This is a genomic window from Planktophila turicensis (SeqCode) (genome assembly GCF_965234405.1).
Classification (GTDB): domain Bacteria; phylum Actinomycetota; class Actinomycetes; order Nanopelagicales; family Nanopelagicaceae; genus Planktophila; species Planktophila turicensis.
This window is the reverse complement of record NZ_OZ248346.1, coordinates 926,101-940,162: the sequence shown is the minus strand read 5'-3', so window position 1 is coordinate 940,162 and position 14,062 is coordinate 926,101. Positions and strand designations below refer to the sequence as shown.

Sequence of the window (14,062 nt, the reverse complement as noted above, 5' to 3'; positions counted from 1 at the left end):
AAAAAGCCCGCCGAAGTAATCTTCGGCGGGCTTTTTCGTATTAATTATTAGTGCAAGCCAGCACCTTCTGTTTCAACGAGTGACTCTTTACCAATGTTGATAAAGAAGAAGAGAACTACAGCGCCTGCAAAGAGAAGCGCTGCGCTGAACTTAAATGCCACTGTAAATCCGTGAGTCATCGCAAATGGCATTACTGCCTTTCCGAGCTCGGTATTCGCTGCTGCGTAAGTAGTGGTTGCTGTTGCAGCCACAGTATTAAGGAGTGCGGTTCCGAGTGATCCACCGATCTGCTGTGATGTATTGAGCATCGCACTTGCCACACCAGTGTCGTGATTAGAGACACCGTGCAGTGAAGTTGAAGTCAATGGAATAAAGACAAGTGCCATACCGCTCGACATGATCAAGAGTGATGGCACAACATGTGTGAAGTAGGCAGTTTCTGGCGTGATGCGAGTAAGAAGCAAGAGACCGATACCAGCGAAGATAAGACCAGGAACCATCAGCGGCTTAGGTCCAACCTTTGGTAGCAACTGCGAAGCGATTCCAGCGAAGACGATGATTCCTGCTGTGAATGGCAAGAATGCAAAGCCAGATTTCAACGGGCTAAATCCAAGGATGACCTGAAGGTAGAGACCGAGGAAGAGGAACATAGAGAAGAGGCCAGCACCCACAACGAGTGAGCCAAGGTATGAACCGCCACGGTTGCGCTCTGTGATGACGCGAAGAGGCATCAATGGGTTTGCAACCTTCTTCTCGATTGCTACAAAGACAATGAGCAGAACTACAGCGGCTGCAAGGAATCCGATGGTTGTTGTTGAAGACCAACCCTTTGTTGCCGCTTCATTGAATCCGTATGTGAGTGAGAAGAGACCAGCTGTTGCAGTGATTACACCAGGGATGTCATAGGTGTTATCTCCAGATGCCTTTGATTCGTGAACAAACTTAATTGCAAGGATTGCAGCAAGGATTGCGATCGGAGTATTTACTCCGAGGCACCAGCGCCATGATGCGTACTGAGTCAGAGTTCCGCCGAGAATCAAACCGATTGCAGCACCGCCACCTGAGATTGCTCCGATAACGCCGAATGCCTTAGCGCGCTCTGAAGGAACGCTAAATGTCACTGAGATGATCGCAAGAGCTGCTGGTGCAAGGAGTGCGGCAAAGACACCCTGTAGTGCACGGGATGCGAAAAGAAGACCTTGAGTTGAAGCGATTCCGCCAAGAGCCGAAGCTGCAGCAAAACCAATAAGACCAACGAGAAAAATCTTCTTACGGCCCATGTAATCGCCGATACGACCACCGAGAAGAAGGAGTGAACCAAATGCCAAGGTGTAAGCCGTAATGACCCACTGCTGATTCGCATCTGAGATTCCAAGGTCAATCTTGGCGCTTGGAATCGCGATATTCATGATTGAGCTATCGAGCACAATCATCAACTGAGAAATGGCCACAACGAAAAGTGTGCGCCAACGAGTTGGGTCTAAAGTCTGGTCTTGGGCTTGCTTTGACAAGGGTGTATCTCCTAAATGGTTGTTTTTTGGGCTTCTCATAAATTGCTTATGTAAGGATAGAATTCTCTCATGTCGAAGATGAAACCACGTTCTGGACTCGTAACCGATGGATTAGAGCGCGCACCAGCACGCGGAATGCTTCGCGCAGTAGGCATGGGCGATGAAGATTGGGTTAAGCCACAGATCGGTATTGCATCTTCATGGAATGAAATCACACCATGCAATCTCTCTCTTGATCGTCTCGCTAAGGCATCAAAGAAGGGTGTACTCGACGCTGGTGGTTTTCCAATGCAATTCGGAACCATCTCTGTCTCTGATGGAATTTCAATGGGCCACGAAGGTATGCACTTCTCACTCGTTTCACGCGAAGTAATTGCAGACTCAGTTGAAACCGTGATGCAGGCAGAACGCCTCGATGGCATGGTCACTTTTGCTGGTTGCGATAAATCACTTCCAGGAATGATGATGGCAGCAGCTCGAATCGATGTTGCATCAGTATTTGTATATGCAGGTTCTACTCTTCCTGGCCAAGTTGATGGCAAAGATGTCACCATCATCGATGCCTTTGAAGCAGTCGGTGCATGTGCTCGCGGATTGATTACAAAAGATCGCGTTGACCAGATTGAAAAAGCTATCTGCCCAGGCGAAGGTGCATGTGGCGGTATGTACACCGCTAACACCATGGCAAGTATCGCTGAAGCTATCGGACTTTCACTTCCAGGATCTGCGGCCCCTCCTGCTGTTGATCGTCGTCGCGATGCTTATGCTGAACAAGCAGGTGCTGCAGTCGTTAATCTGATTGCAAAGGGAATTACTACCCGCGATATCTTGACCAAGAAGGCATTTGAAAATGCCATCACCATCTTGATGGCTCTCGGTGGTTCAACCAACGCAGTTCTGCACTTGCTTGCAATTGCACATGAAGCAGAAGTTGACCTGACCCTCGAAGATTTCCATCGCATTGGCTCAAAGGTCCCACTACTGGGTGACCTCAAGCCTTTCGGAAAATATGTCATGACAGATGTCGATCGTGTTGGCGGAATCCCTGTAGTTCTTCGCATTCTTCTCGATGCTGGTTATCTACACGGAGATTGCCTCACAGTTACTGGCAAGACAATGGCCGAAAACTTGGCCGACATTAATCCTCCACTTGCCGACGGAAGCGTTCTCTTCCCAGTTGATAAACCGATGTCGACAGATATTGGAATCACAATTCTTGGTGGAACACTTGCTACAGAAGGTGCTGTATGTAAGACAGCCGGAATCGGAATCGAATCATTTGAAGGTCCTGCCCGTGTCTTCGAACGCGAACAAGCAGCGATGGAAGCGCTCGAGAACGGAACCATCCAAGCTGGAGATGTTGTTGTTATTCGCTACGAAGGTCCGAAGGGTGGACCAGGTATGCGCGAGATGTTGATGATTACCGGTGCAATTAAAGGTGCTGGTCTAGGGAAGACAACTCTTCTCCTTACAGACGGTCGCTTCTCTGGTGGTTCAACAGGTCTCTGTGTTGGACACGTTGCACCTGAAGCTGTTGATGGGGGACCGATTGCATTCATCAAGGATGGCGATCGCGTACGTATCAATATCCCAAATCGCACATTGGATCTCTTGGTAGACCCAGCCGAACTCGAAGCCCGCAAGGTTGGCTGGAAGCCGCTGCCTCACAAGTACTCCCGTGGCGTTCTCAATAAGTATTCAAAGCTCGTCGGCTCAGCATCTAAGGGCGCTGTCTGCGACTAGTAGTTTCACTTATTGAGACGTTCATCTCATCTCTTGACGCATAGCCCTGCCCCGTTGGAGAATAAGGGCATGACTTCAACACGCGCTTCAGTAGTTTCAGTGGTGGTGATTCGATAGCGCGTGCCTCCAAGTCACGCGCGCCCTCAGATATCTGAGGGTTTTTTCATTTAAGAAAGTATTAACAGCAAGGTCGGCAGATACGAGAGAGAAAGGAGCAAGAAGATGGCGAAACACGTTCCAACAGCGAACGGCACAGAAATGACAGGAGCTACTTCATTGGTGAAAAGCCTTGAAGCAGCCGGCGTAGATGTGATGTTTGGACTTCCAGGTGGCGCAATTCTTCCTGCTTACGATCCAATCTTTGATTCAACAATCCGCCACATCTTGGTTCGCCACGAACAAGGCGCAGGACACGCAGCAACTGGATATGCACAAGTGACTGGCCGTGCAGGAGTTTGTATTGCAACTTCCGGTCCAGGTGCAACCAACCTTGTTACACCTCTTATGGATGCAGCGATGGACTCTGTTCCACTCGTTGCCATCACTGGCCAGGTTCCATCTGCTGCAATCGGTACCGATGCATTTCAAGAGGCAGATATTCGCGGCATCACAATGCCATTTACGAAGCACAATTACTTAGTAACTGATCCTGCGCAAATCCCGGGTGTTATCGCTGAAGCTTTCCACATCGCAACAACTGGTCGACCTGGCCCAGTTCTCGTTGACGTTGCAAAAGATGCTCTGCAGAAGATGACCACATTTAATTGGCCAACTTCTATCAAGCTTGCTGGATATAACCCAAAGACAACTCCTGATGCTCAGGCAATTTCTGATGCTGCAGCTCTTATCGCGCAATCATCGAAGCCTGTCTTCTATGTTGGTGGGGGAGTTATCAAGGCGAATGCTTCTGCAGAACTTCGCCAACTCGTCGAACTTCTCGGTGCACCAGTAGTCACAACTCTTATGGCACGTGGCGCATTCCCTGATTCACATCCATTGCATATGGGCATGCCAGGAATGCACGGAACGGTTGCTGCTGTGACAGCGCTGCAAAAGGCTGATTTATTAATCACTTTAGGCGCTCGTTTTGATGATCGCGTAACTGGAAAGCTTTCAACATTTGCTCCCAATGCAAAGATTCTTCATGCAGATATCGACCCTGCTGAAATCGGTAAGAACCGCTTTGCAGATGTAGCTGTTGTCGGCGATGTAAAAGAAACAATCTCTGCACTTATTCCTGCGCTGAAGGCAGCCCTTGCAAAGAACCAACCTGATCTCACAACATGGTTGCGTCAGATGAATTCATTGAAATCTACATACCCATTGGGTTATGACTTACCTGAAGATGGTTCGCTCTCACCTCAGCACGTTATCGAGCGCATCGGAAAGATTTCCGGAACTGACACAATCTTTACTTCAGGCGTTGGTCAGCATCAGATGTGGGCTTCACAATTTATTTCATACGAACACCCACGTACATGGCTCAACTCAGGTGGAGCCGGAACTATGGGTTATGGCGTACCTGCAGCGATGGGCGCAAAAGTTGGCGCACCAGACACAACTGTCTGGGCTATCGATGGCGATGGTTGCTTCCAGATGACTAACCAAGAGTTAGTTACCTGCGCACTGAACAATATTCCTATCAAGGTTGCAATTATCAATAACGAATCACTCGGAATGGTTCGCCAATGGCAGACCTTGTTCTACGAAGGTCGTTATTCAAATACTTCACTCGAATCAAAGCGCGTTCCTAACTTCCCAATGCTTGCAGAATCAATGGGCTGTGTTGGTCTTTCATGCGAACGCCCAGAAGATTTGGATAAGACAATCGAGAAAGCGATGTCTATCAACGACCAGCCAGTTGTGGTTGATTTCCGTGTTCATCGCGATGCCATGGTCTGGCCAATGGTCGCTGCCGGAACATCGAATGACGAGATCATGATCGCCCGCGCTACAGCGCCTGACTGGGATTCACAGGAGCTCTAATGACTACTAATCGCCGTCAACACACTCTTGAAGTTCTCGTCGAGAACGAACCAGGCGTTCTAGCCCGCGTTGCAGGCCTCTTTTCCCGCCGCGCATTCAACATCGAAACCCTCAATGTTGGACCCACTGAAGATTCATCAATCTCGAAGATGATCATTGGAGTAGCTGTAGAAGGCCACTCTCTCGAGCAAGTAATTGCTCAGCTCGACAAGCTCGTCAGCGTTATTTCCATCAAGGATGTAACCGCTAAGGCAAAAGAAGTTCACGACACACAACCTGACTATCAAAACTAAGCAAGAAACTACAAAAGGAGAAATACCGTGGCAACGATGTATCACGAAGAGGATGCAGATCTATCAATCATCCAGGGTCGCAAGGTCGCGATCATCGGTTACGGCTCACAAGGCCATGCACATGCACTGAACCTCCGCGACTCAGGTGTTGATGTTCGCGTTGGTCTTAAGGAAGGTTCACCTTCACGTGCAAAGGCAGAGGCAGAAGGTCTCCGCGTTACTTCAGTAGCGGATGCAGTCAAGGAAGCTAACGTCATCATGATCTTGGCTCCAGATCACTTGCAGCGCCACATCTACACAGAATCAATCTTGCCTAACCTTGAAAAGGGCGATGCTCTCTTCTTCGGTCACGGTTTCAATATCCGTTTCGGTTACATCAAGCCATCTGCTGATGTCGATGTATGTATGGTCGCGCCAAAGGGTCCAGGACACTTGGTTCGTCGCGAGTACGCAGCAGGTCGTGGAGTTCCAGTAATCGTTGCAGTAGAACAAGATGCAACAAATAACGCGTGGCCATTGACTCTTTCATATGCAAAGGCAATCGGCGGACTTCGCGCAGGCGGAATCCTCACAACATTTACAGAAGAGACAGAAACAGACTTGTTCGGTGAGCAGTCAGTTCTCTGTGGTGGAGCATCACAGTTGGTTATGTACGGCTTCGAAACTTTGGTTGAAGCTGGTTACCAGCCAGAAGTTGCTTACTTCGAGTGCTTGCACGAACTTAAGTTAATCGTTGACCTCATGTACGAAGGTGGAATCGCAAAGCAGCGCTGGTCAGTATCTGACACTGCTGAATTCGGTGACTACGTATCAGGTCCACGTGTTATCGATCCACACGTGAAGGAGAACATGAAGGCAGTTCTCGCTGATATTCAATCTGGTGCATTTGCAAAGCGTTTCGTCGATGACCTCGAGAGCGGTGCAAAGGAATTCTCAGCACTTCGCGCAAAGGGTGAATCACACCCAATCGAGACCGTTGGTCGCGAACTCCGCAAGATGTTTAGCTGGATGAAGAACACCAACAAGGATGATTACAAAGAAGGAAGTGCAGCGCGTGGCTAAACCCGTCGTTCTGATTGCTGAAGAACTCAGCGCTGCAACGCTCGATGCTCTAGGTCCTGACTTTGAAGTTCGTAACTGCGATGGTGCAAACCGTCCAGAACTTCTAGCTGCCCTCGGTGCAGGCGTTGACGCTGTTCTGATTCGTTCTGCAACCAAGATGGATGCGGAAGCGATTGCTGCAGCAAAGGGCCTTAAGGTCATTGCTCGCGCAGGTGTTGGTCTCGATAACGTTGATATTCCAGCTGCAACTGCAGCAGGAGTCATGGTTGTTAATGCACCAACATCAAATATCGTTTCTGCCGCAGAGCTAGCAATCTCTCTGCTTCTTGCTTCAGCGCGTTTTATCTCACCAGCGCACGCTGCACTTAAGAATGGAAAGTGGGCGCGCTCTAAGTACACAGGCGCTGAACTCTTCGAGAAGACTCTCGGTGTAGTTGGTTTTGGTCGCATTGGTCAGTTGGTTGCTCATCGCATGCAGGCATTCGGTATGAATGTTGTTGCATACGATCCATACCTACAGCCAGCTAAGGCTGCGCAACTTGGAGTCGAACTCGTTGAACTCGATGAACTCTTGAAGCGCTCTGACTTCATCACCATTCACCTTCCAAAGACCAAAGAGACTGCAAACCTCATTGGCGTCGAGGCGCTCAAGAAGGTTAAGAAGGAAGTTCGCATCATCAATGCCGCACGCGGTGGAGTACTTGATGAAGCAGCTCTCTACGACGCAATCGTCGAAGGTCGCGTTGCAGGCGCTGGACTTGATGTTTATGTCACCGAACCATGCACGGATTCACCTTTGTTCCAGCTTGATCAAGTTGTTGCTACGCCCCACCTTGGCGCTTCAACTGATGAAGCACAGGAGCGCGCAGGTATCGCCGTTGCTGTTTCAGTTCGCAAGGCACTCGCTGGCGAATTGGTACCAGATGCGGTCAACGTTAAGGGTGGAGCAATCCACGATGAGATCCGTCCATCACTTCCACTTGTTGAGAAGATGGCACAGATTGCCGCTGCAATCGCTGGCGAGACTCCTGTCTCAATGGAGATCACAGTCAAGGGCGATATCTCTGGACATGATTCATCAGTTCTAGCAATCAGCGCGCTTAAGGGCGCACTCGTCGCTGCAGGAATCGAATCTGTTAGCTACGTCAACGCACCTGGTCTTGCATCAGAGCGCGGACTTACATCAACTGTTACAACAACACCTGATAGCCCTGAATACCGCAGCATGATTTCATTGCATGCAGCGCTTTCAAATGGAAAGTCAGTCAAGGTTGATGGAACTTTGATGGGCATCCGTAAGGTTGAAAAGATTATTGCAATTGATAACTTCGATCTCGATCTTCCACCAACGGATAACCTCTTGTTCTTGCGTTATGCAGATAAGCCAGGTGTTGTAGGTGCAGTCGGAAATGCACTAGGAACTGCAAAGATCAACATTGCAGGAATGCAGGTTGCTCGCGAATCAGCAGGCGGAAGCGCTCTCATGGCACTTACCGTTGATTCAGCTGTCACGGATGCAGTTACTGAATCGCTCAAGAAGGAAATCGGTGCAGATCTCGTACGTTCAGTGACATTGGTGAACTAATGTCACGAACAATCAATCTTGCAGTTATTCCAGGCGACGGTATTGGCACCGAAGTTGTAGGAGAAGGTCTTAAGGTTCTTGATGTCGTTGCCGCTAAATACGGCGTGACATTTAATAAGACTCACTACGACCTAGGTGCTGGTTACTGGCATCGCACGGGCGAAGTTCTTCCTGATTCAGTTCTTGCAGAGCTCGCTAAGTCAGATGTCATCTTGCTCGGCGCAGTGGGGGACCCAACAGTTCCAAGCGGCGTTCTCGAACGTGGATTACTTCTCAAGCTCCGCTTCGCCTTTGATCACTACATCAACCTTCGCCCAGCGAAGTTGATGCCTGGTGTGACAGGGCCACTTGCTACCAAGGCGCCAATCGATTTCGTCGTTGTTCGCGAAGGAACTGAAGGCCCATACGTTGGTGCAGGCGGAGTTCTTGCCGAAGGCACTGACGCTGAAATTGCAACGGAGGAATCACTCAACACTCGTCGTGGTGCTGAGCGCGTAATCCGTGATGCATTTGTTCGCGCATCAGCTCGCGATCGCAAGAAGCTCACACTTGTACATAAGAACAACGTTCTTACTCGTGCAGGTGGATTATGGACTCGTACCTTTAACGAAGTCGCTAAGGAGTACCCAGGCATTACTACTGATTACTTGCACGTCGATGCAGCTTCAATGTTCTTCGTAACTAACCCAGAGCGTTTTGATGTCGTTGTAACAGATAACCTTTTCGGAGATATCTTGACTGACATTGCTGCTGCTATCTGTGGCGGTATTGGACTTGCAGCTTCAGGCAATATCAATCCAAAAGGTAAATTCCCATCAATGTTCGAACCAGTACACGGTTCGGCTCCAGATATTGCTGGCAAGAACTTGGCTGACCCAACTGCGACAGTAATGTCTGTTGCGATGATGTTGGATCACCTTGGGCTAGCTGATGCAGCACGCGATGTAGAAAAAGCAGTTGCTACTGACCTACTCTCACGCGGTGATTCAAAGCGTGGCACAACCGAAATCGGTTCAGCGTTAGCAGAATTGGTGAAGTAAATGAAAATCACTCTCAATCCACATGCAGTTCCAACGGCAGAGCGCGAAGAAAAGGTCGCTAACTGTGGTTTTGGAAAGTATTACACCGACCATATGGTCGTCTGCGAGTGGACTGAAGCTGGTGGCTGGGAAGAGCCAGAGTTAAAGCCTTACGGCCCAATTACTTTGGATCCTGCAACTGCTGTTTTTCATTACGGTCAAGAAATCTTTGAAGGAATGAAGGCATACCGTCAACCTGATGGAGGTATTGCACTCTTCCGTCCTGAAGCAAATGCTCGACGCTTTGCACGTTCTGCGCAGCGCCTGGCGCTTCCTGAAATGCCAGAAGAGTTATTCCTTGAAACCGTTCATGCACTTGTTAAGCAAGATGCAGGTTGGACTCCAGGAAAAGTGGGCGAAGCGCTCTACATTCGCCCATTCATGATTGCTACCGAAGTTGGTCTTGGAGTTCGCCCAACAAATAAGGCGACCTACCTTCTTATTGCAACCCCAGCGGGTGCTTACTTTGATCCATCAAAGGCTGTCTCTGTCTGGATCTCAACAGAATATGTTCGCGCAGCACAAGGCGGAACAGGTGAAGCAAAGTGCGGTGGAAACTACGCAGCTTCACTCGTTGCACAGAAGGCTGCCGCTAAAGAAGGCTGCGATCAAGTGGTCTGGATCGATGCAAAAGAACGCAAATGGATTGAAGAGATGGGCGGCATGAACCTTTACTTCGTAAAGGGCAAGGGCGCTGATGCAACTGTCATCACTCCAAAGCTAACCGGAACTCTTCTTCCCGGAATTACTCGCGACTCAATCTTGTCTGTGGCTAAAGATCTTGGCTACAAGACCGAAGAAGTCATGCTCTCTATCGATGATTGGCGCGAAGGCGTTACATCTGGAGATATCTCTGAAATCTTTGCATGCGGTACTGCCGCAGTTGTCTCTCCAGTAGGACAAGCAAAATCTGCAATGGGTACATGGGTAACAGGAGATGGACAACCTGGTCCAATCACAATGCAGATTCGTAACCACCTGCTCGCTATTCAACATGGAACCACTGAAGATAAGCACGGCTGGGTTCAGAAGGTCGCGCTCTAATGTCATTTGATAAAGAGGCAATCCATATCTATGACACCACTCTTCGTGATGGTGCACAACAAGAAGGCCTTAATCTCTCCGTCCACGACAAGCTCACTATTGCTCGTCACCTGGATGATCTAGGCGTTGGCTTCATCGAAGGCGGATGGCCTGGTGCTAATCCAAAGGACACGGAATTCTTTGCACTTGCAAAGAAAGAACTCAAACTTAAGAATGCAACATTTGTAGCTTTTGGTGCGACCCGTCGCCCCAACGTAAAGGCGGCCGACGATGTGCTGCTTGGTGCACTCCGTGATTCAGGAGCACCGGCTGTAACTCTCGTGGCAAAGTCATATGACCGCCACGTAGATCTAGCGCTGAAGACATCTCTCGATGAGAACCTTGCAATGATCCGCGACTCAGTAAAGCACCTTCGCGATGAAGGACAACGTGTTTTTCTTGATGCTGAACACTTCTTCGATGGCTACCGCGCTAATCGCGCATACGCTCTTGAAGTTATCCGCGTAGCGATGGAAGCAGGAGCCGATGTTGCAGCTCTATGCGATACCAACGGTGGAATGCTTCCTGATGAAATCGCAGATGTTGTTCATGATGTACTGGGCGCAACTTCAGCCCGTCTTGGAATTCACTGCCACAACGACACAGGTTGCGCAGTCGCAAACTCAATGGCTGCTTACGCCGCAGGCGCCACACATATCCAAGGAACTCTCAATGGATACGGCGAACGCACAGGTAACGCCGATTTAGTCACCATCATTGCAAATCTTGAACTTAAGAAGAAGAAAGAAGTTCTTCCACAAAACGCGCTTCGTGAATCTTTCCGCATCTCACATGCCGTTGCTGAAGTCACCAATATTTCTCCATCACCACGTCAGCCATATACAGGCGTATCGGCATTTGCTCATAAGGCAGGCCTTCACGCATCTGCAATCAAGGTAGATCCATCGCTCTATCAGCATGAAGATCCAGCATCTGTCGGAAACGATATGCGCATGCTCGTTTCAGATATGGCTGGGCGTGCTTCTATCGAACTTAAGTCAATGGAACTCGGCGTTGATCTTGGTGGAGACCGCGAACTCATTGGTCGTGTTGTCGATCGCGTAAAAGAGATGGAATCACGCGGCTTTACCTTTGAAGCGGCCGATGCTTCATTCGAACTTCTTCTTCGCGAAGAAGCAACTGGAAAGCGTCCATCGTTCTTCACTATCGATCACTGGCTCACCACAACCGAACGCGATGAAAAGAACTCAATCATCACCAAGGCAGAAGTAACCGTTACAGCGCAAGGTAAAGAGATCACATGTTCAGGTGCCGGAAACGGTCCTGTTAACGCATTTGATAATGCACTTCGTGATGGTCTTAACCAGCTTTACCCAGAATTGACTTCACTCGAACTCACCGATTACAAGGTTCGCATCCTCGAAGGTCGTCTGGGAACTGGCGCAGTAACCCGTGTGCTTGTTGAAACCTCTGATGGAAAAGGCGAGTGGAACACAGTCGGAGTTCACGAAAACGTTATTGCCGCTTCGGCGATGGCGCTTGAAGATGCGCTCACATTTGGCCTATTAAGACAGGGTCGCAAACCCGAATAAGTTCGGCTCACTTTTTGCTCTCAACTGCTATATCTTGTCTAAATGACAACCAGACTTGCAGGTAAGAGATTCTCGCAAGCTGAATCTTCGCAGTGGCTGTCAGAGAGATTGCTTAAACTCAATATTTCATCGTATGAAGAATTTGCTGCACTCGTGGATATTGATCGCGGAACTCTTTCTCGTTACTTTCGTCAAGAGCGCAGACCTTCAATTGATGTGATCGCACCACTGTGCGAAGTTTTAGAAGTATCGCCTGAGACTCTTCTGATTGCGCTTGGCGCGATTGATAGAAAGAACTAGCGAGCGTCGATATAGAAGTCTGTGGTGCCCGCAATCGGAGTAAATGTCCGCTTGCTCTCATCATCAGCCCACAGTGAAAATGCTGCATCTCTTTCGCCGGGTAAGAATTGATCCCCAATAAATTCTTCAATATTCTCGAATGAGAGATCTGTATTGATATTAAGAATAACCATGCCCGCTTCACGAGTCAGTGAAGGAATCACTGTGGATTCAGAGACTCGAATGCGCATATCTTTACCGTATCGTCTCTGATGCGTATCCGCATCACACTTGCGCAGGTGTTTTCGCAGCCTGTGGATATATTCTTTATTCATGTCTGACTTCGAGGGAATACGCCAGGGATATACCCGCTACCTCGAGAAAGAACGCAATCTTTCAACCCATACAGTGCGTGCCTATCTGGGAGATCTTGAAAGTTTTCTCAGCCACCTCGAGATGCAGAAAGTTAATCAAATCTCAGAACTCACCATCGCGCATATTCGCTCTTGGTTAGCTAATCAGCAGGCAAAAGGGGGAGCGCGCACAACGCTTTCACGTAGGGCTGTCTCTATTCGCCTCTTCACTAAGTGGGCGACGAAGAATGGGTACCTCACCAAAGATGTGGGAGCAACCCTTGCCACACCTAAAGGTCATAGAACTCTGCCTGAAGTACTCACCGTTTCTGATGCATCTATAGCAATGGATTCACTTGCCACTCGCGTCGCCGAGGAAGAGACGCCGTTATCAAAACGCGATTGTGCGATTCTTGAAGTTCTCTATGCCTCCGGTGCGCGCGTCTCTGAACTCTGTGGCCTCGACATTGATGATGTTGATTACAACCGCAACACAATTCGCGTATTGGGTAAAGGAAATAAAGAACGCACAATTCCTTTGGGCGGTCCTGCAATCAAGGCGCTAAACGATTGGCTGAAGAACGGCCGTCCTTCTGTTGCGACAGATAAATCTGCCCGCGCTGTTTTTCTTGGCTCTCGTGGTGGTCGCATAGATCAGCGCACAGTTCGGACAATTGTTTATGAGGCACTATCTGCTCTAGAAGGATTCGAGCGAATGGGACCTCATGCTCTGCGACATTCGGCAGCAACTCATTTACTTGAAGGGGGAGCCGACCTTCGTACCGTCCAAGAAATTCTGGGCCATGCATCCCTTGCAACAACCCAGATCTACACCCACGTCTCGACTGAAAGATTGCAAAAGGCTTTCAAGCAGGCCCACCCTCGCGCTTAGTTACCTTTTCAAGTCCCGATAAAAATTTTCATGAGGGCCAACTAAGAGCAACAGAATAATTTCTGTATCAACAATTTCATATGCCAAGAGCCAATCCAGTTGACCTACCTTGAACTTGAGAACGAAGACTCCGGAGAGATCTCCTCGCTTTGCATCACCTAATCGTGGGTTTGAACCAAGAGAGTGAATTGCTACATCTAATTCTTTCTTCTGGTTCGGGTGGAGCTTTTTAACAGAGCGTTGAAACGGTGGGGAAGCGATAAACCGCATCAGCCAAATACGTAATCGGTATCAGCGTCTTGTGATTGGGCTTGAAGAATTTCTTTAATTAATTTGAAACTTAGCTCTGGGTTCTGTTCGGCGATGAGCGCAATTTTGAAGTAAAACTCAATCTGGCTTGGAACGGAGCGATGCTCAGCCTTTGCGACTTGGCGAGCTTTAATGACGAATTCGTCCTTGAATTTCACATTGGTGGCCATCGGACGAGCATAAACCAAAAAGGAACTTTTAGGAACTTTACGGTCTCATGGTGGATTTGGGGCGATCGGAGCCAGCGTTTAGACTCATGCCTGCACGCGAGCGACTTGGAAACAAGGAATTGGCGTGACATCTCAGCACCTATGTATGACTCGCTAGCGATGAT

General features: G+C 49.0%; 13 protein-coding genes and 1 pseudogene. 10 read left to right on the top strand and 4 right to left on the bottom strand.

What is annotated here, in order from left to right; translation table 11 throughout:
• Positions 1-47 precede the first annotated feature (47 nt).
• Positions 48-1,511 (bottom strand): MFS transporter, encoded by a 1,464-nt coding sequence (locus tag AC8GFK_RS04800; RefSeq protein WP_506624875.1) that lies wholly within the window; start codon positions 1,509-1,511, stop codon positions 48-50.
• A 69-nt stretch (positions 1,512-1,580) separates the two neighbouring features.
• Here AC8GFK_RS04800 and ilvD point away from each other — a divergent pair, with 69 nt between their 5' ends.
• The 9 genes and pseudogenes from ilvD (at position 1,581) to AC8GFK_RS04755 (ending at position 12,195) form a co-directional block, all read left to right on the top strand.
• Complete coding sequence (ilvD, locus tag AC8GFK_RS04795) at positions 1,581-3,254, top strand: dihydroxy-acid dehydratase (RefSeq protein ID WP_506624874.1); 1,674 nt, start codon at positions 1,581-1,583, stop codon at positions 3,252-3,254.
• Positions 3,255-3,476: 222 nt separating this feature from the next.
• Entirely contained in the window at positions 3,477-5,240 is a 1,764-nt protein-coding gene (locus tag AC8GFK_RS04790; RefSeq protein ID WP_506624873.1) for an acetolactate synthase large subunit, read from the top strand.
• Positions 5,240-5,482, top strand: a pseudogene (gene ilvN, locus AC8GFK_RS04785) (acetolactate synthase small subunit); the annotation flags it as partial. The gene AC8GFK_RS04790 and the pseudogene ilvN, both read left to right, overlap by 1 nt.
• An 87-nt stretch (positions 5,483-5,569) precedes the next feature.
• Positions 5,570-6,595 (top strand): ketol-acid reductoisomerase, encoded by a 1,026-nt coding sequence (gene ilvC / locus AC8GFK_RS04780; RefSeq protein WP_223298484.1) that lies wholly within the window; start codon positions 5,570-5,572, stop codon positions 6,593-6,595.
• Positions 6,561-8,180, top strand: coding sequence for a phosphoglycerate dehydrogenase (gene serA, locus AC8GFK_RS04775; RefSeq protein ID WP_506624872.1), 1,620 nt, complete (start codon positions 6,561-6,563; stop codon positions 8,178-8,180). Before ilvC ends, serA begins: the two co-directional genes overlap by 35 nt.
• A complete protein-coding gene (locus AC8GFK_RS04770; RefSeq protein ID WP_506624871.1) occupies positions 8,180-9,220 on the top strand; it encodes a 3-isopropylmalate dehydrogenase in 1,041 nt (346 codons plus the stop codon). Before serA ends, AC8GFK_RS04770 begins: the two co-directional genes overlap by 1 nt.
• On the top strand, positions 9,221-10,303 hold the full coding sequence (locus AC8GFK_RS04765) for a branched-chain amino acid aminotransferase (protein ID WP_095673760.1): 1,083 nt from the start codon (positions 9,221-9,223) through the stop codon (positions 10,301-10,303).
• Positions 10,303-11,895, top strand: a complete 1,593-nt coding sequence (gene cimA, locus AC8GFK_RS04760; protein WP_506624870.1) for a citramalate synthase — start codon at positions 10,303-10,305, stop codon at positions 11,893-11,895. Before AC8GFK_RS04765 ends, cimA begins: the two co-directional genes overlap by 1 nt.
• Before the next feature lie 42 nt (positions 11,896-11,937).
• Positions 11,938-12,195, top strand: coding sequence for a helix-turn-helix domain-containing protein (locus tag AC8GFK_RS04755; RefSeq protein ID WP_506624869.1), 258 nt, complete (start codon positions 11,938-11,940; stop codon positions 12,193-12,195).
• Here AC8GFK_RS04755 and AC8GFK_RS04750 read toward each other — a convergent pair.
• A complete protein-coding gene (locus tag AC8GFK_RS04750) occupies positions 12,192-12,425 on the bottom strand; it encodes a hypothetical protein (protein WP_095673757.1) in 234 nt (77 codons plus the stop codon). The genes AC8GFK_RS04755 and AC8GFK_RS04750 overlap by 4 nt on opposite strands.
• A gap of 82 nt (positions 12,426-12,507) precedes the next feature.
• Here AC8GFK_RS04750 and AC8GFK_RS04745 point away from each other — a divergent pair, with 82 nt between their 5' ends.
• Positions 12,508-13,419, top strand: coding sequence for a tyrosine recombinase XerC (locus AC8GFK_RS04745; protein WP_506624868.1), 912 nt, complete (start codon positions 12,508-12,510; stop codon positions 13,417-13,419).
• Here AC8GFK_RS04745 and AC8GFK_RS04740 read toward each other — a convergent pair whose 3' ends face one another.
• Together AC8GFK_RS04740 and AC8GFK_RS04735 are read right to left on the bottom strand one after the other, a co-directional pair.
• Entirely contained in the window at positions 13,420-13,689 is a 270-nt protein-coding gene (locus AC8GFK_RS04740; protein ID WP_506624867.1) for a type II toxin-antitoxin system RelE/ParE family toxin, read from the bottom strand.
• Positions 13,689-13,898, bottom strand: coding sequence for a TA system antitoxin ParD family protein (locus tag AC8GFK_RS04735; RefSeq protein ID WP_506624866.1), 210 nt, complete (start codon positions 13,896-13,898; stop codon positions 13,689-13,691). The genes AC8GFK_RS04740 and AC8GFK_RS04735 overlap by 1 nt, the downstream gene beginning before the upstream one ends.
• Positions 13,899-14,062: the final 164 nt, after the last annotated feature.